The following is a 22215-nucleotide window of genomic DNA, read 5'->3' as shown; positions in this document are numbered from 1 at the left end:
ACCTCCGTTTAAACCGGTATTTTTAGTGTCCTTTTGAGTTAACGGGAATGGCATGGTTGATACGAAGCAAGCTCATGATTTCTAAAGGTTGGCCTGATACGTTTTCAATACTCATGCTTCTTTCACGTTCAACTAGACGCTTATATAAGTAAACAATGGCACCAATCCCTGAAGAATCAAGAAATTGGACGTGCTGTAGGTTAATTTCGACTTCTTTGTGATGATTGTTGTGAATTACTTCATCAATGTGATGTTGTGCTTGTCGACAGCCACTTGCATCTAAGTCACCAAAAAACTCAATGGCTAACTTGTCTTGATTGATTTCTAGTTTGCGTAATTCCATGACTCTGTCTCCGTTTGTTTTTCTAATTGGATATAGAGCAGGTAACGTGCCAATTTGAAATTAATGAAAAATCAAACAGTTAAATATTGTTAATTATATTGTTCAATTTGAGAAAGGACTGATTCTCAAATTGAGAATCAAAAACGCACAGAGAAATGGTTTGCTTATAAGAGGTTTTGAGCCGAAAGAAGTCGTTAGACCGGGGGAGGCACGTCATGATTAGATTCCAACTCGATTGACGAACCATCCGCCATACGAGAATAATGTGTAACGACTAAATGCAAAACCTGTCTAAAGTTTATGATTATCTTTGCAAATTATTACTAATGTTGATTGTTATGAGTCGAAGAATAACTAGTAATAAATAGGTCATCGAGAGGACTTACGTTTCAATAAAGGCGATTTTTTGTACAAGGTCTTCTTATGCCATTAAAAATGACATTAATTGCGCTGGCTGTTATGGCAGCGTCTTCACAGCCTCAAGCGGATACGTCTTTCGCACCACCAGTTTCTCTTGCACAAAGCTATCAGGATGGCATTGATGTGTCTGAATATTGGTATAGCGAAAAACTTGATGGTGTTCGCGCTTATTGGACTGGGCAACATCTCGTGACGAGAAATGGTAATCGAATCTACGCCCCAGATTGGTTTACAGGACCTTTGCCTGATTATCCGTTGGACGGTGAACTTTGGGCTGGGAGAGGTAACTTCCATCTTGTTCAGCAAACGGTATTAGATAAAACTCCTGTAGAGTCTGCTTGGCGACACATCGACTTTATGATCTTTGATATGCCATATTCCGCTGGTGATTATCGGAAGCGTTATTACAACATCAAAGATTTAGTGCTTGAAGTCGACCAGCCTCATATCAAATATGTCGAGCACCGAGCCATTCAAAATGAAGCTCATCTGTTTACACAGTTGGATAAAATTTCAATATCCGACGGTGAAGGGGTGATGTTGCGGAAGGTATCAAGCCGCTATCAGGCTGGACGCGGTAGTGATTTGCTTAAACTTAAACGATACGCAGATGATGAAGCGTTAGTTGTGGGTTATAAGCCAGGAACAGGGCGCTTATTAGGTATGATGGGAGCAATGTTAGTTCGCTTACCAAATGGCATTGAGTTTTACATCGGTAGCGGATTTACCGATGAAGTGCGTCGCCAGCCTCCGAAAATTGGTTCAACCATTACATTTAGATATAACGGTTTTACACATACTGGTAAACCACGTTTTGCTCGATTCTTGCGTGAAAGGTTGAAGGAATAGAACGCTCTGCACTTACTAGTTGCCAACGGTTACGCCACATCGTTTGAAGAGACCCTGCCAAAACTGAACGTGGTTTAGGGTTTCTTGCCTAAATGTCCTATGTGCCTCAATGATGCCATACTGGTGACCATGGAGTTGCATACGGTTCTCCACCAAAGTGGCACCATCATTAAGTTGTTGATAGGTGCTGTCTAAATAAGCCAAATAAGGTTGCACTTCTTCAACGTAAATGGATTGAAAGACATTTCTTAAGTAGCGGAACTGGGTGGTGTCTCTGTTCGGCCCGCACAATACATTGCTCTGGTTCTGCTCAAGTAGCTGAGTTGTCGCTTTTAACCAAAGGGATGTATTTACCATTGAATAGTAAAGTCGTCCGAGTAAACGAGATTTCTCTAACTCTTCTTGATATTGAGTAACTTCCACATCGGGTAGACGTGAGACCGCGCGGTGGGGTAAATCATACATTTCGCTGAAAATACGATAGACATCGTTAATGCGTGCAATATCATTCGTCGTATTTTGAGATAGCCAATCAGAGGCTGTTAGTTGCTTTTGCATGGCATCACTTACGAGTAGTAAGTTGTCGAGATGAATGTCTAGATGTTGCCACTTGGTTGAGTAAAGCTCTGTCAATGTCGCGCGTTCTTCATCGCTAAGTGGAAATTCGGATAAACATCGATTTATGACTCTTAAAAGGGCAGTTTGATAATCAAAATCATGAAAGGCATCCTGCACCTTTCCAAGTTGTGAGTTTTTCTCGGCAAGTAAATTAAAGAGTCCGCATTGTCGTAATTGATAGCTCTCTAGCAGGCCAATAGATAGCCTTGGCAATGGCTCGAACAAAACGCGTTTCGCAGGAATCGTTACCGTAGACTGTAATTCTATTGGAATAGCAGGAACGTCCAATACATTGGCTACACGTTGATGATACTTATCAAACATGGCGTTCTCTGGATTGAACCAGTTATCACAACCATTAAGAATCAAGATTAAGAACAATAAAATAGACCGCACAAATATCCTTTTTTATAACTTCGTATCCGTTGTCTAGAGAGCAAAATCAACCACTTCGCAATCTTGTTATAAGTATACTCAACCGTGTGATTATTCGATCAAAAAAGCCAGCGGATGCTGGCTTTTTTTACTTTTTATTGAACTGAAAAGTTCAATTGCACTTCTGGCTCTTGGCGATGCATCCAACGCATTCTGACGCCTAACATAAAGGCCGCAGAAGATAGGCCGATGATAAAACCAAGCCAGAAGCCTTGTGCTCCCATTGGCTCGACAATCCAATCTGTACGGCCAAGGACGTAACCAATTGGCAGCCCAAGAATCCAATAAGCAATAAAAGTACGGTTGAAGATGGCTCGCATGTCTTTATAGCCGCGTAATGCACCAGCTGCGATCACTTGAACCGCATCCGTACATTGATAAACAGCGGCAAACACGAGCAGGTGCATCGCTAGAGTGATTACCTCTGGGTTGCTAGTATAAAGCTCGGCGATCCACTCACGAGACAAGACGGTTAAAATCGCTGTGAGAACGGACAATGCTAGACCAACCATAATGCCGACTCGTGACGCTACGCGCGCGCCATCTACGTTTTCTTCACCAAGTCGATGGCCGACACGAATGCTTACTGCTGCACCAATACTCATTGGTAGCATAAATACCAACGAGGAGAAGTTAATCGCGACTTGATGCGCTGCCACAATGATAGGACCCAGTGGTGAAACGAGCAGTGCAACAACAGCAAACAATGTCACTTCAAAAAACAGCGCTGCTGCAACAGGAAAGCCGAGCTTGAATAGACGAACTTGCGCTTTCCATTGTGGGCGATGCCATTCTCCAAATAGGTTGATGCTTTTCAATCGCTCTGATGTCATCACATACAGCAATAGCATGGCAAACATGACCCAGTAAACAATCGTGGTTGCTACACCACAGCCAACACCGCCTAATTCAGGTGCACCAAACTTGCCGTACACGAAAATCCAGTTTAGAGGAATGTTGAGCAGCAAACCGATAAAGCCAATAACCATTGCCGGTTTCGTCAATGACATACCATCCGTAAAGCTTCTAAGCGTTTGGAAAAGTAAAAAAGCGGGTACTGCTAATATAACGGCATGAATGTATCCCACCGTTTTTTCAGCCATCAGTGCTTCAACATCCATCAGCCCGAGAATAAACTGGGTTTGAAGCAGGACTGCAATTATCGGCACACTGATCAGCAATGCCAAAACGACGCCTTGCTGAATTTCAAACGGTATTTTCACTCGACGACCAGAGCCATTTAACTGTGCGACAACAGGGACCAATGCCATTAATAAACCCACCCCAAACAAAATGGATGGTAGCCAAATACTTGAAGCGACAGAAACCGCAGCCATGTCGGTGGCGCTAACGCCGCCAGCCATTACGGTATCAACAAACCCCATACCAGTTTGAGCGACAGATGCGATCAATACCGGGGTCGCCAATTTGATAAGACTTGATGCTTCTTCTTTATAGCGATGCACGAAAAATACTCCAGAGCGGAACAATAAGTTGAAAGAATGAGAGTACTCGAGGGCAAAAGATGTGGTGAACGGATCTGATGGTTGATTTTAGTCACGATAAGGTGAAAAAATGCCTCGGAGAAACTCCGCGCAAATGATAAACAATTGTATGTTTATATTCCATAGCTAGGTAGCTAATAGTCGATAACACTGACTGGACGCTCTCCACGCTAAGGATACGCTTTTACTGAGAACAGCAGCGAATCATGGTAATGTTGAAGCATGCATGAGAACAAACCAGTGTTCATTAAGCCATGGCTTTATCGTCTGCGGTCTTTATTTCCGACCTGTAGCGCAGTGTTTAGGGCTTAGTCTTCGACTACAGTTGGTATTAAATCAATAGGTAAAAAGAAATGTTTACAGGAATAGTTCAGGGTACGGCGAAGGTCGTTAAAATTGATAAAAAAGAACGCTTTCAAACGCACGTTGTCGAGTTAAGCGATGAACTTTGTAAAGGGTTAGAAATTGGTGCATCCGTTGCACACAACGGATGTTGTCTAACTGTGACTAAGATCGAAGGCAACCTTATCAGTTTTGATTTAATGCAAGCGACATTGGCTCTTACTAATTTAGGTCGGCTGGTGGAAGGGGATAGCGTAAACATTGAGCGCGCGGCTAAGCTTGGTGACGAAATAGGCGGGCATAGCATGTCTGGTCATATTAGTTTAACGGCAGATATTGTCGATATCATCGATACGCCCAATAACCGCACGATTTGGTTCCAACTGCCGCAAGAATCAATGAAATATGTATTAGCGAAAGGTTACATTGGTTTAGATGGCTGCTCGCTAACTATTGGTGAAGTTGAAGCGTGTCGTTTTTCGGTACACCTAATTCCAGAAACCTTGCAGCGAACGCTTTTCGGAGTGAGACAAGTAGGGGAGCGTGTTAATATTGAGTTTGATCCTCAGACTCAAGCAATTGTTGATACTGTTGAGCGCGTTCTTGCAGCAAAACAGCTTTAGAATGAGAAAAAGGAGCCGAGTGCTCCTTTTTCATTTAAGCGTTTTTACATTTCTGATGTTCACATGCTCGAGCTGCTATTCGTAATTGTCATCGATAAATAGTTCGACCTTATCTTGTAACTCATCCACTCGCATATTTAGGTGGATAGCGTGGCAACAAGCTGGGCAATCATCATAAAATTCTTGGTCACCATTGCTTGCATCCAATGTAATGCCGATAGAATGTCCGCAATGCGGGCACTTTACATACCTTTCGGTATAATTTTTCATACAACAACTCCTAATCTCGCAGGGCTTTTAAACACACTATTCATCAAGGAAGTACAGCCCTTTACTTACTTTGCCTACAAGGAAAATAGGCACAATCCAAAGTTAAGTCTCCTTTGATATTAGGCAGAGTTGTTGCTAATTGAGTCGAAATAAGTACAAAACTTGACCCCAAACTCAACCTTGAGCTTAGGGTGATTTTCTGTAGTGATGTGCCTCGAGATTTTACATCTTGAAATATGCAGTGGCTTCCAAATTAATAAGAAATGATTTTATTAATAACCAGTTGAGCCTGTTCCAAGTAATGGCCGCCAAACAAATTACAATGGTTGAGAACATGGTAAAGGTTATAGATATCTTTACGTTCCTCATAGCTTGAAGAAAGTGGCATAACCGATTCGTAGCCTTGATAAAATTCTGGTTGAAATCCACCAAAAAGCTCTGTCATCGCAATATCACACTCCCTGTCCCCCCAATAGCACGCAGGATCGTAACAGATAGGACCGAATGCAGTGAGTGCCGCATTTCCATTCCATAAATCGCCATGCAACAAAGAAGGTTCCGGAGCATGGTTTGCTAGCCGCTGTTTTACGACATCGATAAAGTCATCGATATCAACCAAGGTGACGCCTTTTTCTTTAAGGAGCTGTAATTGCCAACCTATGCGTTGCTCAGCAAAGAATACACACCATTTCTTGTGCCATTTGTTGGGCTGTAGAGTCGAACCGAGATAGTTGTCGGTATCAAAACCAAACTCTTTTTGCTCGCCCCACTGGTGTAGGTGAGCTAATTGCTGCCCAAATTTAAAGCTGTTGGGACCATCTTCTAATGGTTTCGTTGGAAGGTAGTTAAGAATTAGGAATGAGGCATTTTTGGTTTTACCAACCAATACTACCTCAGGTACAAATAGTGTGGATGTTTCACGCAAAAGATGCAGGCTTTCAGCTTCTACCTCAAATTTAGACAAAAACTCGCGATCGTTAATTTTCACAAAATAACGTTGCTCGCCATCATTGATCATGTAGCTTTCACTGATATCCCCACCAGACAGCCTTACTTTTTCCGTGATCTGGTAATCGAACAATAAAGTATCAGAAAGCTGTTGCGATATTGCTTGCCACATACAAAACCTCGCGAATCTATTTGACCACCAATAGTTTAGGATAAATAGCAGGGAGTTGGCGCTATGTTGAGCATACTTAGTAAAGAAACCTTCCTCTTAGTGTAGTCAATTTGTATAAATGTGAATCAAATCGCTTATAAGCCTCTGATTTGTTGGCTTAGCATATGGAGATGAACGTTTACAACAGGTATTATGATTTTTTTGACGTTAGTTCCATTGGTGGCATGAAAATACTGATATGTGATGACTCAGCTGTTGCAAGAAAGCTTATTGCGCGTTCTATCGTACAAGATACATCATTGCATCTTATTGAAGCGCAAGATGGTTATGAGGCGCTTAATATTCTTGCTGAGCAAAATATCGATATTTTGTTTCTCGATTTAACGATGCCCATAATGGATGGTTTTGAGGTCCTCGAATCATTACCTGTTAGCCAGTACCCGACCAAAATCGTCATTATTTCTGGAGATGTTCAACAAGAGGCAAAACAGCGCTGTCTCGATCTTGGTGCTCAAGCTTTTATCGCTAAGCCTCTGACAGAAGAGCAGGTGCTCCCACTATACGAACAATTAGGGCTGCATTATGCGTTCAAACCTAGTCATTCGGTTGATTCTAAAAACCAGGGTTGCGAAGAGCTTTCCTTACTAGCAAAATTCCGTGAAATTGCGAACATTGCCCTTGGTAAAGGGGCTGCGATTATGGCCGACCATTTACATGAGTTCATCCAACTTCCTGTTCCTCATGTTGGACCTTTGTCCTACGGCGAGCTTCATATGACACTGGTTGATGTGGTTGGGCGTGACAGTTCCGTTGCGGTAGCGCAGAGGTTTGTCGGTGGTGGTATTCACGGAGAGGCACTGGTGTGTTTACGTGGTAGGGATATCAATCAGATTGGGGAAAAATTAGGTTACCTCCTTGAGTTTACGCCTCATAATGAAATCATCTTGAATATCTCTAACCTACTGGTTTCGTCATTTCTCACATCGTTGGGCGATCAACTCGACAAGCAGTTCTCACTTCGTCAGCCAGGCATTGTGGATACCTTAACACCTTATTGTGAAGAGCAAGGCGAGTTGGGTGAGCTCTTTACTATCGAATACACCTACATGGCAGAAGCGCTCGATTTCGAGTGCGAGGTACTGTTTTTAATTGATAAGCCATCCGTAGAAATAATCTATGAAATCATGGAGCTAATCTAATGTCCGATATCACGCTGGACATAGCAGACTTTCATTGGGTCACACAAATTCTCGATACGATGGATTCAGGGCTTATTGTTTTGGATCAAGAGTATAAAGTGTGTGTGTGGAACAGTTTTATGCAGTCATACAGTGGCGTTCTATCACAAGAAATTCTTGGTGAATGTTTATTTGAGCATTTTGAAGAGCTGCCAAGAACTTGGCTAGAAACCAAGATAAAAGCTGCCGCCGATCTGGAAACTCGTTCTTTTTCTAGCTGGGAAAACCGACCGTACCTTTTTAAGTTCAACAATTTTTCTCCGGTTTCAAACAGCAGTGATTTTATGTATCAAGATATCGTGATCACGCCGTTAATTGGGCTTTCAGGAGAGGTCAGCCACATAGCGATTCAAGTCAATGATGTTTCTGAAACTGCGAGAAATCGCATTCATTTGAAAGAAACAAATCAACATTTGTCGGAAATCAGTCGCAAAGATGGTTTAACAGGTTTATTTAATCGCGCTTATTGGGAGCAATCATTGAAAGATGAGTTTGCTCACTTAAAAGTTATCGACGGACCATGCTCATTAGTAATATTCGATATCGACCACTTTAAGAAGGTGAATGATACTTATGGTCACCCGACAGGGGACGAAGTCATTCGTCGAACCTCTGCCTTGTTGAGAAAAACAGCAAGGAGCAGTGACATCTGCGGTCGTTTTGGTGGTGAAGAGTTTACCGTACTACTTCCTCACACAAACCAGGAGCAAGCTTGCTATTTCGCAGAGCGTTTGCGCAAAAGAATTGAGCAAGAGATCGTGAAAGTGGAAGATTTTTTGATTAATTACACGATAAGTATTGGTGTTTGCGAGTATAAGCCTTATTTTGAAACTCACACTCAATGGTTAAAGAGTGCCGATGCTGCGCTGTATCGTGCAAAAGAAAATGGTCGTAACCAAACCTGTTTGCATGAAAATGACTGAAATATAAAAAGGTTTGAAGAAACCCTGTATCCGAATTCAGTGAAGCAAAGCTCAATTGTTTGAAAATCATCCAGTTGGTTCGTGAATGTTTGTTAATATGAAATAAGTTAATGAAATTTTCTCGGCATGTCTTACTATTGAAACTATTCTGCTTTCAGCTTCGAAGGCTTGCAATAAACGGAGAAAAACAGTGGTTTTAGAAACCGATGGATATCTCGCTCTTATCGAGCACTTGTCTCTAAATCTAGATATTTTTACGACCGAAATTGGCGACACTGGATCCGAAAGCATCGAAGATGTTGTCACCGATATGGTGGCTTCAAACATCATGGCGATTTTTGAGCAAAATCCAGAACTTCACTCGAGCGTACGCTTCAAATTATTGAAAGAGGCTGATGCAGTTGTTGAAGATCTTGGTGAGATATTGGCTGGGGTATGGCATAAAAAAGCGACCAATGAACAGATCACGTTCCTTGATGAATACATCGCTCTGGTCAAAAATCTGTTCGATAATGCTGTTGCGACTTACGACTGATATTGTTTTAACTTACAGCAATGTCCGGTTAAAGAGTGAGAGGAGTTACATTGTAACTCTTCTTATTTGCCAAAACTTAGATGCCCAGTATGGGTTGTCGATTCTTGAAATAATCACACCTCTAGACGTCGATGCATGCATGAACTGCTTGTTACCCAAGTAAATTCCGACATGATAAGTTGTACGTCTTGTTTTAAAAAACACTAGATCCCCTTGCTTGGCATCCGTCCAACTTAACTCCACACCTTGCTTTGATTGCTGCCTCGTTGTCCTTGGTAACGAGAGCTGATAAGCCTCAACAAACGCTTTTTGTACAAATGCTGAGCAATCAATTCCAGATTTCTGTGTCCCGCCTAAGCGATAAGGCGTGCCGTGCCACTCTGTGTAAAAGTCGAACAAGTCAGGGTTGTCCGACAATAGCTGATTTGTAGGTGTTGTCACCTGTGCTTGCTCACTAGGCTCAGGCCCAGAAGAGCAGGCGCTTAGTAGCACACTGATTATCAAAGGAAAATATACTCGACGCAAATCACCACCTGTCATCTCTATGACTCACAACTGAAATATTAGTGTCATAACCAATCCATAGTATGGGCTGCAAATCACGGTTTTGTCTCACAAATGTGACGGAATCACTGCAGAACCGATTCAACCTTAAGAAAGAATAAAAATTGATTATGGCAAAGCGAAAACGCTCACGCACATCACTTTCACTGATTCAGGCTGTCAGTGCAACATTTTTAACTATCATTGCTCTTGTTATAGCCCTTTCTGTCTCAAGTTTCAAAGGAATGGAACAGGTAGGGGAACAATTTGAAGACTTGTCGCAAAAAGCATTACCCATCGCGATGGCAAACGCAAAGTTAACCAGGAATGTATTGGAGATGGTTAAGCTACTCAACCATGGTATGCAGATTACTGAGCCGAAAGAGTTGCCTCTCATAAAAGAGCAAATCGACTCTCTTGCAACTCAAAGCACAACTTTGGTTGTGGAAGCGTCTGGTGTAGCTCAGCAACTTTCGGAGGAGTTAGACACCAAACTAGCGCGTTTACATAACATCACGCAGTCCATTTTGTTGAAGCAATCTTCGGTGATACAAATTCAAATGGATATTGATGCCGCTGTTGGTGGTTTTCGCTATGGGCTTAGCTCTATCGGTCCGGAAATGAATCGAATCAGTTCGTTCCTTAGTGCTGATAATCCTGAGTCGAGCGATGCCGCTAACCGTTTCATTGCTTCTGCAAGCTCAATGGAAAGTACGTTCTTAGTCATGATGATGCACTCAGAATTAAACAAAGCCGAAAAAGAATACCGAGAAATGCGAAATCGCATAGCAGGTATTAAACTCGCCTATGAAGACTTCCAATCTTTTCATCCTGAAGTAAGTGAATATGCAAGCTTAACCGCACCATATGAGATGGTGAAACAAGGCTTTAGTGAAAAGGGCGTGCTGCGTTTGATCCTCGCCAAACTAGAACAAGGGGAATTGCAACGTTCAGAGTTTAAACAGGCTTCGATGCTTGCGGATGAAACCATGCGGTTACTTGATCAAATCTCCCAAACCGCTGGTCAGTTGATCGATGAAAAAGAGCGGGTGGTCAACGAGACCATTGAATCGGTGAGCGTTGTGCTCGTGTTTGCGGCGTGTGTGATTTCTTTTATTATTCTGGTTACTTGGTTTAGTCTCAAGTCATGGACAAACCGAGGGTTAAGGAATGTACTAACGCGTCTTTCAGCACTTACCGAACATGATTTTCGTGACAAGGCAGAAGAAGTCGGCCCCTATGAGCTGAAAGAAGTAGCACGAAAGTTGAATCAAGTAATCGATTCCACACATGACTCCATTCAAACGGTGACGCGCAATTGTGAAACGCTTTATCAGACGGCAGAAGTAAGTCACAGTGCAGCCGAACAAACAAGTGATGGGTTGGCAACACAAAATGAAGCGTTGTCGAGTATGATCACGACCATAACGGAGCTTGAAGCCTCTATTCGTGAAATAGCAATGGTGACAAATGCATCTTCACAGGACTCGCTCCTTGCAACCCAACACACTGAAAAAGGGGTTCAAGTCGTGGAACAAAACCGCGAACGTTTGGAGTCATTAGAAAGCTCTTTGGATGTAAATGAACAGTCAATGTTAGAGCTAGACCAGCGTGTTAAACAGATTCGTGAAATGGTGGATATGATCAGTGGGATCGCGGACAACACCAACTTACTTGCTCTCAACGCAGCAATAGAAGCAGCCCGTGCTGGTGAGCAAGGGCGTGGATTTGCGGTTGTCGCTGATGAAGTTCGCAAACTTGCAAGTGATACCTCTCAACAAACTACGAACATCCGAGAAATGATGAGCGAGCTTATTACTGCCGCAGAGCGTTCGCGCCAAGCAGTCAATGATTCAAGAGGAGAAATGACCCACGCGCTAAAGTCCAGCAATGAAGTGAAATCGACATTCTCTGATATCAACCTCGCGGTTAAGTACATTCAAGAACGTGTTGAGCAAATCTCAGTTGCTACAGAAGAACAAGAACGAGCGACGGCAGATGTATCTCAATCCATCACGCATATTTCTGATCTTGGCGAACGCACAAAGCTGCAGCTTGAGTCTATGGTTGAGAGTTCTGAGCAAGTGGCGGAAATTGCCGGGCACCAGCAAGCAATGCTGCACAAGTATGAGCTTCATCAGACCAAGTAAATGAGATGTTTCCACCGACTAAAAGCAGAACCTCGGTTCTGCTTTTTTGTTACGGCTACCCATTCAATGGCTCCTATTTGCATTGCAAGAGTGAGTTACATCTCATCTCGTTCATTTCTAAAGGGTTTAGTTATCACAACGTGATGTTAATGCTTTGTTCGAGGGACTCGTTGACTAGAATGTCGCCAGAATTCAAAGGAACGAATCATGCAGTTATCACAAAGAGCCAGCCTCATACTAGTTAATCATCACCAAGAGCTTTTGCTTATCCACCGCGTTCGAAACGACAGACAGTATTGGGTTTTCCCTGGCGGCAGTGTTGAAGCAGGTGAGAAACCTGTTGAAGCTGCTAAAAGAGAAGCGCTGGAAGAAACCTCAATAGAACTTGGCTCGGTTAAGAAAGTTTTGGAACTCGAAAATCAAGGTCGCTTAGAAACCTATTTTCTTTCTTATGTAGGGAACTTAAAAGTGAAACTAGGGAGTGGGCCAGAGCAAATCAGAAAATCAGATGTTAATCAGTACCATTTGAAGTGGGTGCGTGTAGAGCAACTTCACTCGATTTCTTTATATCCAGAGAAAGCTAAAGCCTTTTGCTTGAAGCATAAGGAGTGGTTTTGTGATCGATAAAGTTTGCCCCGTTGTTCTACGTAATCAAAATCAAGAGATCCTACTTTTTAAACATCCGTTGGCGGGTGTTCAGCTCGTCAAGGGCACTGTTGAAGTGTTTGATGAAAGTTACATCATAGCAGCCAAGCGGGAGCTCGCTGAGGAGTCTGGTATCACACATGTTCGTTCCGCACGATATTTATGCTCATGGGACAGTGGCTTTCAAAATCAAGTATGGCATTTTGTTTTGTGTGAGTGTGCTGACCTCGCTAATTCATGGCTGTTTCATACGCAAGACGATGGTGGACATGATTTCGCGTTCTTCTGGCACGATGTCGAGAGCGGCCTTCCCGCGAATGCACATACTGTGTTTCAGCGCGGGCTGGAAAAGGTACGAGAGTTGATAAACCAAGGCGTGATTTAAAGGAGGATTCTGTCGTTGCATTGGCGGATTTGGGACAATGACAAAGCAAACACTATGCTAAATAAAGAAGGTAGAGCAGCCGTTACTGTTCTCATCGTGTTGATAATGGCACTGTCGATCTCAAAAATGGCGATGGGATTACAAATGTTTAAGTGACTTCTATATGCTTTGCTCATTCATTCAGATAAGGAAACGGTAATGGAAAAATTCGTCGTGTTTCTCTTATGCCTTTTTATGACAGTTGGCGGAGTGGTTCATCTTTATGACAACATTGTTGGTGGCTTTTTACCTTACGATTTTGCGCCACGCTGGTTGAATATGTATTGGAGCTCGTTGGGGCTGTTAGACTTATTAGCAGCGTATCTATTGGTCAAGCATCGCCGCTCTGGCCTAGTGGTTATGTTATTGATTCTTATAACCAATGTTATCTTTAGTTCCCACGCTCACTATACATTAGAAATATTAGATAACAACGTCGCCCTACAAATGAAGACACTGTTTTTAGGGTTCTCATTTGGGGTATCTATCTGGTTATGGAATGCGCGAAAACATAGTCAATCGCGCCAAATATTTCGTTAATTATTATTTTCACAACACTCGATTAAGGATTGTAAACAGGGACTCGTTATGAACGATTTTAAAGACTTGGCCAGTTTTGCTGGTTTCAGCGTACTGACAGGTTTGAGCTTTGCCACCACTTTCTTCAGCCTTGCTTTTCTATACAGCTCAATAGAGGCACAGCAAGTAATGAACACCAATGCTTTGGTATGTGCAGTGCTTGGTGTTGTTGGTTTATTTGTTGGTATTACTCAGTTAAACAAAAAGCGTCAGCTAGCAGAAAACTAATCTGTTCTTACACATCATGAGGATGAAGTAGTGTTTAACAGGGGTTTAGGCTTGGTCTATTCGTTTCGTTGACATACTTCATCCAACAATATTTTTTCAACCATTACTTCTTCTCTTTATTGTAGCGAAAGGGCTGCGTTAACAGCTTATCTAATCTTTGCTCTTCTTCGTCTCTAATTTCCGGCACACCAATAACAACATCTTCATGACCCAACTTAGGCTGAGCTCGGTATGTCCCAAAAAAGCGGTCCCAAACTGAAAGGAAAAAACCAAAGTTTGAGTGGGTCTCTTTTACTATCACTGAATGGTGCACGCGATGCATGTCTGGTGTAACGATGACGTTTCGCAGTTTTTGGTCCATAGATAAAGCCAGTTTTGCATTACTGTGATTAAACATCGCGCTCGCATTAAGCACAATTTCAAATACCACAATTCCGATAGGTGAAACACCTAAGATAAACACGGCTGCAATTTTTACTCCCATTGAAATGATTATTTCGAAGGGATGAAAGCGTGCGCCTGTGGTGACGTCTATGTCGAGATCGGCGTGATGCATTCGGTGAATCTTCCACAGCGGTTTTACATGATGAAAGACAACATGCTGAGCGTAAATGACGAAATCAAGCAAAATGACGGTTAGAAAAATATTTAACCAAGCGGGGAGGGACAGAATATTCAGCAGCCCCCATTGTTGCTCCTGAGCTATGACCGCAGCTTGAAAGGCGGCGATAGGCATGATTAAAGCAATAACTAGGCTGTTAAAAGCAACCAATGACAAGTTATTGACCCAGCGAAACCTGCGCGAAGCGGTCAGTGTTTTTCTAGGCAATTTGTTCTCCCAAATGGCACAAAGCAATAATACGCCAAGGAAAAAGCCTAATCTGAGCCATGAGGGTTCTTGAAATGTCGTTTCTGTCACTGTCATTCCCTTATTTATTTCTTTATCTATGACCGAGATAAGAGTGAAATTATTTCAACACACTGCTGATGGGCTTATCTTGAGGCGAAACCATAATATCAGTAGAATCGCGCTCTACTTTTTACTTGGCATTACTTACCATGAGAATTCACGCTTTCCACCGTTTATATCAGTACCGACAATCTATCTCAACCAAGCCTTTCAACGCGCGTGGATGTAAAGTGGTTCGTTGCCAATATTGCCAGGTTTCTGAGCAACACTGTTTGTGCGACCTTCAGCCAAACATCAAGGCCAATATTGCATGTATGTTGATTGTTTCTGAAAACGAAGTGTTTAAGCCAAGTAATACCGGTCGTCTAATCGCTGATACTATTCAAGAGACTTACGTGTATCAATGGAACCGAACAGAACCGTCTGAAGAGATGCTAGCGCTACTACAGGATGACAGTTACCAACCGGTGATTGTATTTCCTGCAGACTATGTGGATGATCCCTCTCGTTTAATTGAAGATCTAGAGCCAGGGCGATTGGTAAAAGAAGATGTCGAGAACAAAAAATGGTTGCTGATCTTTATTGATGGTAGCTGGCGTGAGGCACGAAAGATATTCCGTCGTTCTGATTTTCTTAAATCTTTGCCTGTGCTTTCCATTGAGCCGGAATCTCTGTCTGAATACATCATGCGCCGCTCCGAGAATGAGCAGCATCTTTCAACCGCCGAAGTCGCGACATTAGTTTTAAAACAAGCTGGTGAGCCGAAAGCTGCGGAATGCCTTCAACTGTGGTTTGAAGCCTTCAGAGAAACTTACATGCTGAGCAAGACTCGAGTCAAAAACGACCCTAACCAGCCACACTTGAAACGTTTCAAAGAGTGGATGAAAACCGAGAGCTGACTCTAAGGAATGAGCTTTTGTTGATGGTATGTTGTTCAACTGGCTTCGGTGAGGGGATAAATCTGCATTCGGTCACGGTTTGCAGGCGTACAGATATGGATAATGCCATCAGTTTATACTTTTGACTCTAGCCATTTTGAGAGTCGTTTGAAGCATTTTTTAGGAGAGAAATACATGTATTACGGCTTTGATGTCGGTGGCACTAAAATTGAATTTGGTGCATTTAACGAGAAGCTTGAGCGTGTAGCGACGGAACGTGTACCTACACCAACAGACAACTACGAGCTGCTGGTTGATACCATTGCGGAATTGGTGAATAAATACGATACAGAGTTTGGCTGCGAAGGTACGATTGGTCTTGGCCTACCAGGTATGGAAGACGCCGATGATGCAACGGTACTAACAGTTAACGTTCCTGCGGCAAAAGGCAAACCACTTCGTGCTGATCTAGAAGCTAAAATCGGTCGCAGCGTAAAAATTGAAAACGATGCAAACTGTTTCGCGCTTTCTGAAGCCTGGGACGAAGATCTTCAAGATGAACCATCTGTACTAGGTTTGATCCTTGGTACTGGTTTTGGTGGCGGCTTTATCTACGAAGGCAAAGTATTCTCTGGCCGCAACCACGTAGCGGGTGAGGTGGGTCACACACGTCTTCCTATCGACGCATGGTTCCACCTAGGCGAAAACGCACCATTACTGGGTTGTGGCTGTGGCAACAAAGGCTGTTTAGATAGTTACCTATCTGGTCGTGGTTTCGAGCTTCTTTACGCGCATTACTTCGGCGAAGAGAAGAAAGCGATCGACATTATTAAAGCGCACGCAGAGGGTGAAGAGAAAGCAGTAGAGCACGTCGAGCGCTTTATGGAGCTGCTAGCGATCTGCTTTGCAAACCTGTTTACTGCAACAGACCCACACACCGTTGTACTTGGTGGCGGCTTATCTAACTTCGAATTGATTTACGAAGAGATGCCAAAACGCATCCCTAAACACTTATTGTCTGTGGCTAAGTGTCCTAAGATCATCAAAGCAAAACACGGTGATTCAGGTGGTGTACGCGGCGCTGCGTTCTTAAACATCAAGTAATGACTTAAACCTTACTCGATATAAAGTAAGAAGAAATTTAAAGCCCCGTTTAGACTTTCAAGGTTAAACGGGGCTTTTACTTATATACCGAAGTAACTTATATACCGAAGTAACTTGTATACCCAAGTAACTCATATACCTAAGTAATTTCGGTATGCTCGGGTATGGATCATGAACAAAAGTAGCATGCATAAAAAACTCACGACGAATCGTGAGTTTTCTGTTTGCAGCTAAGCTTATTTGTTCTTTTTGCCTACGCCCAGGTTTTCTTTTTGAGCTAGGGTGATTTTGCTAAAGCCTAATTTTCTGAAGTAGTTGTCGCGGTAGTTTCGCACCGCTTTAGTGTCAGACACTGCTTCGATTTGTTGCTCCATCTTTAGGAACTCAGTGATATCGATACCTTCGGCTTCTGCAACTGCTTCTTGAATGTTGCGGTGTTGCTGGTATGAGAACGTCAGTTCTTTGTCTTGGTCTTTGTAAGTGTAAAGAATGGTGCGAGCCATAGCTGTCTCTCTGAAAAGGTTTCTGTATATTAAACAAAAAGGCCAGACTCGCTGACCTTTGAATTTCTAGTTTGAGCTAGATTCTGCCTTGAAGTGGGATAATTGTCACGCTTTCTCCCGCTTTTACTGTATCAATAGCTGGGGAGATTTCGATCAAACAGTTTGCCTCACTCATTGAGCGTAAAATACCAGAGCCTTGCTTGCCTGTTGTACGAACGGTTAAACGGCCAGTTGCATCCAGTTCATAGACGCCACGGCTAAACTCGGTACGACCTTGGCGAGAGCGAAGGTTTTCAGTCGCGATGGCATTCACTTTCAGAGGCTTCCAGCCTTGTTCGCCTTGCATCTTACGCAGTGCAGGCTCAACAAAGTTGATGAATGAAACCATCACGGCAACAGGGTTGCCCGGCAGACCAAAGAACGGCTTGTTGTTGATTTGACCAAACGCTAATGGACGTCCCGGACGCATGTTGATTCGCCAAAAATCGATTTGACCAAGTTTATCCAAGGCAAGTTTGATGTAATCCGCATCACCAACGGATACGCCACCAGAAGTCATAACCACGTCCGCTTGCGCCGATGCGTTTTCCAATGCTTCAATCATTAACTGTTCGTTGTCTTCCAGAATACCGAAGTCTAAGATCTCGCAGCCGAGCTTTTCAAGCATGCCCATGATGGTAAAACGGTTGGAATCGTAGATAGAATTCGCTTTTTGCTCTGTTCCCGGCGCTTGTACTTCGTCACCGGTGGAGAACACGGCAACTTTCAATTTTCGGAATACATTCGCTTCACCAAAGCCAAGCGAAGCGATCATGCCCATTTCTGGAGAGGCGAGGCGAGTGCCTGCGGTAAAGACGTCACTGCCGATAGCGAGATCTTCACCTGCTTGACGAACGTTTTGGCCTGCTTTGATATTCGCACCGTTAAAAGTGACCTTGTCACCTTCTTGAATGGCTTGCTCACGCATGACCACTGTATCGCCGTTACGTGGTGTTGGTGCGCCAGTCATGATCTTAACTGCTTGACCAACTTCCAGAGGCTGATCGTAAGCATGGCCCGCCATCACTTCAGCAACCACTTGGTAGCTATCACGGTCAACATCATCACTGCGGATGGCATAACCGTCCATCGCGGAGTTGGTGTATTGCGGCACATTTACTGGTGAAACGATATGTTCCGCAAGAACGCGGCCATAGGCGTTTTCAATCTTGCATGCTTCTATTTCCGAAACCGTGTTCACCAAAGAAAGGATTTTCTCTTGGCCTTGAACCACAGAAAGGAAAGCAGGAGAAAGTGTGTCGCAACATGCGGCTTCTTTCTCTTTGTTTTTTGGCGCTTTCGCTTCTTGAACGTATTGAAGAACAAATTGAGCGATGGCATCCAAATCATTGATGTTCATTTGAGGGAGCTCAGAATCTAACTCCGCACTGTCGGAAGCGATAGCAATGATGTTTTCATCGTTTGGATAAAGCCAAGGTTTACCCACTTCTTCACGATGCAATTCAATTTTAGGAAACGCGATGTTTTTGCAGCCTTCGACCAAAACCACATCAAGCATGTCTTCATCAAAACGTGTTAATAGGTATTCAAACTCCGCTTCGGCTTCTGGCGTTTCTGTCATTAACGCAAAACGGTTGCGAGAAGCAATCAGCATTTGAGATGCGCCAGCTTTGCGTAAACGGTAGCTGTCTTTACCCGGCTTATCGACATCGAAGTTGTGGTGCGCATGTTTTAGCATGCCAATGCGTAAACCTGCTTCGGTCAGCTTTGGCAATAGGGCTTCAAGTAGCGTGGTTTTGCCTGTGCCTGAATAAGCTGCAAAACCAAGAATAGGAATGTTTAGCGTGTGTTTCATGATTCTAATTGTCCAAATTGCGCCAGTTCTTCCGGAGTGTTCAAGTTGACGAAACAGTTTGGTGAGTCGCTAAAGTCAACGTAACTGGTGTTGCACTCTTTGTAGAGCAGAATGATTTTGCGGTCGCCACGTTCTAAAAACGCGGTGAGTTTTGGCAGTACGCGCTTGTGGTAGAGCGTAAAAACAGGTTGCTGATGGTCACCATCATGCGCGACCAAAATATCGCTGTCTTCTTTGACGGCCTGGCAGAAACGCTCGACAAGGTCGGTGTTAATTTGTGGACTATCGCAAGGTACAAATCCGACCCAGTCGGTTTCAGAATGCATCAAACCCGCGTGAATACCGCCCATAGGCCCAGGGAAATCTTTGAATTGATCACTAAATACGAAACCAAATTTGCTGTACGCATCTTGGTTTCGGTTGGCATTAATTAAAATGCGTGGAGTTTGTGGAGATAAACGTTCAATAACGTGCTCGATGAGTGGCTTCTGATTTAACTCAATCAGACCTTTATCTTTTCCACCCATACGGCTGGCTTGGCCACCAGCCAAAATGACCCAACTAGTTTGTGTTGGTTGAAGCATATGCATTCTCTTGGGATGTTTCTTTTGGTATGACATACAACAGAGGAGACTCTATCAAAGTCTTGTCTTTAATCCACCACTGTTTTTTACATAAGTCGGTCAGTGCGTTGGCCTGATGGCTTGTCACCACGATACTGGAACCACGATCCAAAAGATCTTTCGCCATCACCACCAATCGTTCAATGGATTCTTGGTCTAAAGACGCACTTGGCTCATCCATCAACAAAATCGACGGTTTTAAGATCCAAGCTCTTGCCATGGCAACGCGCTGTTTTTCACCGCCGGACAACACGGAAATATGTTCGTCCGCTAAGGTTTCTAAACCTACCATGCGCAGCGCGTGAATAACTTGAGCTCGCTTATCTTTTTGCGTGTCTTGTTGATATTTCACTCCATAGACTACGTTTTCATATACAGTGCCGTCAAAAAGGTAAGGGGATTGGTGGAGATAAATCACATCGACACGACCATTGCGACGCGTCAGTCTTTTTAGCCACGTATCTTTTGGCGCAACAACATCACCAGTAGAGGGTTTGAGCAAGCCAGCAAGGATTTTGAGTAGGGTAGTTTTGCCCACACCATTGTCACCCTTGAGATAAATGGCATCATTTGGGCCGATGGCTAACTCAGGGATGTGGAAAAGCACACGCTCTTTAAAGCGCATGGATAACTGTTCGGCGGTGATTTTTATAGTCATAATTCGCCTCGACATGGGGTTAATGGTGAGTCGTTTGTTTGCTTCATGTTCTATGTTCTGAGGTAGCCTTTGCCTCTCATGCTTGATAAGAAGAAGTTTAGAGCCAACGCTAAAGATAGTAATACAATTCCTAATGCAACTCCTTGTGCAAAAGCACCTTTACTGCTTTCCATTGCGATAGCCGTGGGAATATTTCGCGTCACGCCCATAATGTTCCCACCAACCATCATTGAGCAGCCCACCTCGGTCACGATACGTGAAAACCCTGCAATGATAGCCGCAAGTAGAGGAAAGCGGGTTTCCCAAATCATCGTAGCTGCCAAGCGCGGAATGGAGACGCCCAGCGTGATGGCAGTTTCCACTGCACGACGGTCGCTAGATTGTAATGCACCATGCATCATCGATACCAAAACAGGGAAGCAGATCACCATTTGGCCGAAGATCATTGCCTTCTGAGTGAACAGCATTTGCCAGTCTCCCCAAGGGCCAGCACGCGACAGCAACATGTACAGCAACAGGCCAATCACCACGGTAGGGACCGCTTGCAGCGTATTTACGATCGACAACAAAAACCATTTACCGCGAAAGTCGGTATACGCCAGTACAAAGGACATCAAAATAGCCGGCAATACCACTAGGGATATTGCCGTGATAGAAACACTAAAGGAGACCGCAACGATCTCCCATAGGTCTGCATCAAAATTCACCAGTAAGCGAAGCGCTTCCAGTGTTGTATCAGCAAGATTCATATTGCGTTATTTGCTCTCAGCATTCGCAACAAATAGTTGTTTACCGTTTAGTCGGAAACCATTGATAAGTTCCTGTCCGCGAGGGTTTACCAACCAGTCACTGAATGCCTTCGCACCTTGGTAGTTAATCGTTGGGTAACGCTCAGGGTTAACAAGAATAACTTGGTACGGGTTAAACAGTTTTTCATCGCCTTGGAACAGAATTTCTAGATCCAATTTGTTTTGGTAAGCCAGCCATGTGCCGCGATCCGTCATGGTGTAGCCTTGCATTTCAGACGCCATGTTTAGAGTTGGGCCCATACCTTGACCTACGCTACGGTAGCCACCAAAGTTCGGTTCGATTTTAGTTTGAGCCCAGAAGCCCATTTCTTTTTTGTGCGTACCAGAATCATCGCCGCGAGAGATGAACGTTGCGTTTTTGTTTGCGATCTCTTTGAATACATCTAACACGCCTTCGTCATTTTTGATTGTTGCTGGGTCAGCTTTCGGGCCTACAATCACAAAGTCGTTGTACATTAGCTTGCGAGGTAAAACGCCGTAGCCTTTCTCAACAAATGCGCCTTCAGCTTTTGGTGCATGTGTCATCACCAAATCTACGTCACCGTTTTCGCCCATTTTTAAGGCTTTACCCGTACCTGCAGCAATAACATCGACTTTGTAGCCCGTGTCTTTTTCAAATTGTGGAAGCAGGTAATCAAGTAAACCTGAATGGTAAGTACTGGTTGTGGTTGCAAGGCGAACGTGTTCTCCGTCTTGAGCAGAAAACGCAGAGTAACTTACAAGCGTGATTGACGTTGCAGCCAGAGTTAGCGCAATTTTTTTCATTTTTATGTGTTCCTTTCCAATGATTCTTTGGAATCTCTCCAGGTTTTAGGGAGAAGCCTTTTTGGACGAGAGCGATTAGCGTAATACGCAAGTTGTCTTAGGGTGTTGGAATAAGCAAACATCAACATCCTGAGATCACTTAAATGCGCTCCGTATCCACCTTATAGCAAACAAGATGCCAACCTTTTACAAGCTTAAAGTGCTTGGTTTATGCACTAAATCATGGGGTTATTTGCATAAAAGTTTGCGTTGGTACAAAATGTCGCACTTTTTGTAGGGTATCTCTGTTTAAACTTGGTACACTCTGTCCCATCGAAATC

At 43.5% G+C, this 22215-nt stretch carries 25 protein-coding genes; 12 read left to right on the top strand and 13 right to left on the bottom strand.

What is annotated here, in order from left to right:
• Window positions 1-22: 22 nt before the first annotated feature.
• Window positions 23-343: an STAS domain-containing protein gene (locus tag J4N40_RS08990; RefSeq protein WP_017634929.1), complete on the bottom strand. Its 321-nt coding sequence runs from the start codon at window positions 341-343 to the stop codon at window positions 23-25.
• Window positions 344-766: 423 nt separating this feature from the next.
• Here J4N40_RS08990 and J4N40_RS08985 point away from each other — a divergent pair, with 423 nt between their 5' ends.
• A complete protein-coding gene (locus tag J4N40_RS08985) occupies window positions 767-1612 on the top strand; it encodes a DNA ligase (RefSeq protein WP_053307085.1) in 846 nt (281 codons plus the stop codon).
• Window positions 1613-1627: 15 nt separating this feature from the next.
• On the opposite strand, the gene J4N40_RS08980 is transcribed toward J4N40_RS08985, so the two are convergent.
• Together J4N40_RS08980 and J4N40_RS08975 are read right to left on the bottom strand one after the other, a co-directional pair.
• Window positions 1628-2626 (bottom strand): DUF3080 domain-containing protein, encoded by a 999-nt coding sequence (locus tag J4N40_RS08980; RefSeq protein ID WP_042522941.1) that lies wholly within the window; start codon window positions 2624-2626, stop codon window positions 1628-1630.
• Window positions 2627-2760: 134 nt separating this feature from the next.
• Window positions 2761-4131 (bottom strand): MATE family efflux transporter, encoded by a 1371-nt coding sequence (locus J4N40_RS08975; protein WP_005377626.1) that lies wholly within the window; start codon window positions 4129-4131, stop codon window positions 2761-2763.
• Between the two features lie 392 nt (window positions 4132-4523).
• Between J4N40_RS08975 and J4N40_RS08970 the strand changes: the two genes are divergently transcribed.
• Window positions 4524-5135 (top strand): riboflavin synthase subunit alpha, encoded by a 612-nt coding sequence (locus tag J4N40_RS08970; protein ID WP_250654191.1) that lies wholly within the window; start codon window positions 4524-4526, stop codon window positions 5133-5135.
• Between the two features lie 75 nt (window positions 5136-5210).
• Here the strand turns inward: J4N40_RS08970 and J4N40_RS08965 are convergent, their stop codons facing one another.
• Together J4N40_RS08965 and J4N40_RS08960 are read right to left on the bottom strand one after the other, a co-directional pair.
• Window positions 5211-5405: a CPXCG motif-containing cysteine-rich protein gene (locus J4N40_RS08965; RefSeq protein WP_017634925.1), complete on the bottom strand. Its 195-nt coding sequence runs from the start codon at window positions 5403-5405 to the stop codon at window positions 5211-5213.
• Window positions 5406-5658: 253 nt separating this feature from the next.
• On the bottom strand, window positions 5659-6525 hold the full coding sequence (locus J4N40_RS08960) for a fructosamine kinase family protein (protein WP_005377623.1): 867 nt from the start codon (window positions 6523-6525) through the stop codon (window positions 5659-5661).
• A gap of 224 nt (window positions 6526-6749) precedes the next feature.
• Between J4N40_RS08960 and J4N40_RS08955 the strand changes: the two genes are divergently transcribed.
• The 3 genes from J4N40_RS08955 to J4N40_RS08945 all read left to right on the top strand — a co-directional run bounded on the left by J4N40_RS08955 (window position 6750) and on the right by J4N40_RS08945 (window position 9221).
• Window positions 6750-7724 (top strand): response regulator, encoded by a 975-nt coding sequence (locus J4N40_RS08955; RefSeq protein ID WP_021033872.1) that lies wholly within the window; start codon window positions 6750-6752, stop codon window positions 7722-7724.
• A complete protein-coding gene (locus J4N40_RS08950; RefSeq protein ID WP_025766666.1) occupies window positions 7724-8686 on the top strand; it encodes a GGDEF domain-containing protein in 963 nt (320 codons plus the stop codon). The genes J4N40_RS08955 and J4N40_RS08950 overlap by 1 nt, the downstream gene beginning before the upstream one ends.
• Window positions 8687-8876: 190 nt before the next feature.
• Window positions 8877-9221, top strand: a complete 345-nt coding sequence (locus tag J4N40_RS08945) for a DUF3802 family protein (protein WP_005377620.1) — start codon at window positions 8877-8879, stop codon at window positions 9219-9221.
• A 45-nt stretch (window positions 9222-9266) separates the two neighbouring features.
• Here J4N40_RS08945 and J4N40_RS08940 read toward each other — a convergent pair whose 3' ends face one another.
• A complete protein-coding gene (locus J4N40_RS08940; protein ID WP_054579488.1) occupies window positions 9267-9761 on the bottom strand; it encodes an NlpC/P60 family protein in 495 nt (164 codons plus the stop codon).
• Window positions 9762-9895: 134 nt separating this feature from the next.
• Here J4N40_RS08940 and J4N40_RS08935 point away from each other — a divergent pair, with 134 nt between their 5' ends.
• From J4N40_RS08935 to J4N40_RS08915, 5 genes are all read left to right on the top strand, one after another.
• Window positions 9896-11914, top strand: coding sequence for a methyl-accepting chemotaxis protein (locus tag J4N40_RS08935; protein ID WP_250654190.1), 2019 nt, complete (start codon window positions 9896-9898; stop codon window positions 11912-11914).
• Window positions 11915-12121: 207 nt separating this feature from the next.
• The gene (locus tag J4N40_RS08930; protein ID WP_053307086.1) at window positions 12122-12541 is read left to right on the top strand and encodes an NUDIX domain-containing protein; all 420 of its coding nucleotides are present in this window, start codon (window positions 12122-12124) and stop codon (window positions 12539-12541) included.
• Window positions 12531-12944 (top strand): NUDIX hydrolase, encoded by a 414-nt coding sequence (locus J4N40_RS08925; RefSeq protein WP_053307087.1) that lies wholly within the window; start codon window positions 12531-12533, stop codon window positions 12942-12944. The genes J4N40_RS08930 and J4N40_RS08925 overlap by 11 nt, the downstream gene beginning before the upstream one ends.
• Before the next feature lie 198 nt (window positions 12945-13142).
• Entirely contained in the window at window positions 13143-13523 is a 381-nt protein-coding gene (locus J4N40_RS08920; RefSeq protein ID WP_170890626.1) for a hypothetical protein, read from the top strand.
• Between the two features lie 48 nt (window positions 13524-13571).
• Window positions 13572-13790 carry a hypothetical protein gene (locus tag J4N40_RS08915; protein WP_250654189.1) on the top strand — a complete coding sequence of 73 codons (219 nt, stop codon included), beginning with the start codon at window positions 13572-13574 and terminating at the stop codon, window positions 13788-13790.
• 103 nt (window positions 13791-13893) lie between these two features.
• Here J4N40_RS08915 and J4N40_RS08910 read toward each other — a convergent pair whose 3' ends face one another.
• Window positions 13894-14709 carry a sterol desaturase family protein gene (locus J4N40_RS08910; protein ID WP_031777247.1) on the bottom strand — a complete coding sequence of 272 codons (816 nt, stop codon included), beginning with the start codon at window positions 14707-14709 and terminating at the stop codon, window positions 13894-13896.
• Window positions 14710-14849: 140 nt separating this feature from the next.
• On the opposite strand from J4N40_RS08910, the gene J4N40_RS08905 reads away from it, so the two are divergent.
• Window positions 14850-15599 (top strand): tRNA-uridine aminocarboxypropyltransferase, encoded by a 750-nt coding sequence (locus tag J4N40_RS08905; protein ID WP_021033873.1) that lies wholly within the window; start codon window positions 14850-14852, stop codon window positions 15597-15599.
• A 174-nt stretch (window positions 15600-15773) separates the two neighbouring features.
• Window positions 15774-16682, top strand: coding sequence for an N-acetylglucosamine kinase (nagK, locus tag J4N40_RS08900; protein ID WP_182038950.1), 909 nt, complete (start codon window positions 15774-15776; stop codon window positions 16680-16682).
• Window positions 16683-16918: 236 nt separating this feature from the next.
• On the opposite strand, the gene J4N40_RS08895 is transcribed toward nagK, so the two are convergent.
• From J4N40_RS08895 to J4N40_RS08870, 6 genes are all read right to left on the bottom strand, one after another.
• A complete protein-coding gene (locus J4N40_RS08895) occupies window positions 16919-17185 on the bottom strand; it encodes a DUF2960 domain-containing protein (RefSeq protein WP_005377584.1) in 267 nt (88 codons plus the stop codon).
• 76 nt (window positions 17186-17261) lie between these two features.
• On the bottom strand, window positions 17262-19040 hold the full coding sequence (locus J4N40_RS08890; protein ID WP_213901137.1) for a bifunctional molybdopterin-guanine dinucleotide biosynthesis adaptor protein MobB/molybdopterin molybdotransferase MoeA: 1779 nt from the start codon (window positions 19038-19040) through the stop codon (window positions 17262-17264).
• Window positions 19037-19624 carry a molybdenum cofactor guanylyltransferase MobA gene (gene mobA / locus J4N40_RS08885; RefSeq protein ID WP_005389527.1) on the bottom strand — a complete coding sequence of 196 codons (588 nt, stop codon included), beginning with the start codon at window positions 19622-19624 and terminating at the stop codon, window positions 19037-19039. Before mobA ends, J4N40_RS08890 begins: the two co-directional genes overlap by 4 nt.
• A complete protein-coding gene (locus J4N40_RS08880) occupies window positions 19602-20321 on the bottom strand; it encodes an energy-coupling factor ABC transporter ATP-binding protein (RefSeq protein WP_025766658.1) in 720 nt (239 codons plus the stop codon). The genes mobA and J4N40_RS08880 overlap by 23 nt, the downstream gene beginning before the upstream one ends.
• 50 nt (window positions 20322-20371) lie before the next feature.
• The gene (locus tag J4N40_RS08875; RefSeq protein ID WP_005389524.1) at window positions 20372-21070 is read right to left on the bottom strand and encodes an ABC transporter permease; all 699 of its coding nucleotides are present in this window, start codon (window positions 21068-21070) and stop codon (window positions 20372-20374) included.
• A 6-nt stretch (window positions 21071-21076) separates the two neighbouring features.
• Entirely contained in the window at window positions 21077-21895 is an 819-nt protein-coding gene (locus J4N40_RS08870) for an ABC transporter substrate-binding protein (protein ID WP_005389522.1), read from the bottom strand.
• Between the last annotated feature and the right edge of the window lie 320 nt (window positions 21896-22215).

Source organism: Vibrio sp. SCSIO 43097 (genome assembly GCF_023650755.1).
Taxonomy (GTDB): Bacteria; Pseudomonadota; Gammaproteobacteria; order Enterobacterales; family Vibrionaceae; genus Vibrio; species Vibrio alginolyticus.
The sequence above is the reverse complement of the archived record's forward strand: the minus strand, read 5'-3'. Positions and strand labels throughout refer to the sequence as shown.

Coding starts and splice junctions, on each gene's coding strand:
- J4N40_RS08990 (WP_017634929.1), bottom strand. CDS start 343: ATGGAATTACGCAAACTAGAAATCAATCAAGACAAGTTAGCCATTGAG.
- J4N40_RS08985 (WP_053307085.1), top strand. CDS start 767: ATGCCATTAAAAATGACATTAATTGCGCTGGCTGTTATGGCAGCGTCT.
- J4N40_RS08970 (WP_250654191.1), top strand. CDS start 4,524: ATGTTTACAGGAATAGTTCAGGGTACGGCGAAGGTCGTTAAAATTGAT.
- J4N40_RS08965 (WP_017634925.1), bottom strand. CDS start 5,405: ATGAAAAATTATACCGAAAGGTATGTAAAGTGCCCGCATTGCGGACAT.
- J4N40_RS08960 (WP_005377623.1), bottom strand. CDS start 6,525: ATGTGGCAAGCAATATCGCAACAGCTTTCTGATACTTTATTGTTCGAT.
- J4N40_RS08955 (WP_021033872.1), top strand. CDS start 6,750: ATGAAAATACTGATATGTGATGACTCAGCTGTTGCAAGAAAGCTTATT.
- J4N40_RS08950 (WP_025766666.1), top strand. CDS start 7,724: ATGTCCGATATCACGCTGGACATAGCAGACTTTCATTGGGTCACACAA.
- J4N40_RS08940 (WP_054579488.1), bottom strand. CDS start 9,761: ATGACAGGTGGTGATTTGCGTCGAGTATATTTTCCTTTGATAATCAGT.
- J4N40_RS08935 (WP_250654190.1), top strand. CDS start 9,896: ATGGCAAAGCGAAAACGCTCACGCACATCACTTTCACTGATTCAGGCT.
- J4N40_RS08930 (WP_053307086.1), top strand. CDS start 12,122: ATGCAGTTATCACAAAGAGCCAGCCTCATACTAGTTAATCATCACCAA.
- J4N40_RS08920 (WP_170890626.1), top strand. CDS start 13,143: ATGGAAAAATTCGTCGTGTTTCTCTTATGCCTTTTTATGACAGTTGGC.
- J4N40_RS08915 (WP_250654189.1), top strand. CDS start 13,572: ATGAACGATTTTAAAGACTTGGCCAGTTTTGCTGGTTTCAGCGTACTG.
- J4N40_RS08905 (WP_021033873.1), top strand. CDS start 14,850: ATGAGAATTCACGCTTTCCACCGTTTATATCAGTACCGACAATCTATC.
- nagK (WP_182038950.1), top strand. CDS start 15,774: ATGTATTACGGCTTTGATGTCGGTGGCACTAAAATTGAATTTGGTGCA.
- J4N40_RS08895 (WP_005377584.1), bottom strand. CDS start 17,185: ATGGCTCGCACCATTCTTTACACTTACAAAGACCAAGACAAAGAACTG.
- J4N40_RS08890 (WP_213901137.1), bottom strand. CDS start 19,040: ATGAAACACACGCTAAACATTCCTATTCTTGGTTTTGCAGCTTATTCA.
- mobA (WP_005389527.1), bottom strand. CDS start 19,624: ATGCTTCAACCAACACAAACTAGTTGGGTCATTTTGGCTGGTGGCCAA.
- J4N40_RS08880 (WP_025766658.1), bottom strand. CDS start 20,321: ATGACTATAAAAATCACCGCCGAACAGTTATCCATGCGCTTTAAAGAG.
- J4N40_RS08875 (WP_005389524.1), bottom strand. CDS start 21,070: ATGAATCTTGCTGATACAACACTGGAAGCGCTTCGCTTACTGGTGAAT.
- J4N40_RS08870 (WP_005389522.1), bottom strand. CDS start 21,895: ATGAAAAAAATTGCGCTAACTCTGGCTGCAACGTCAATCACGCTTGTA.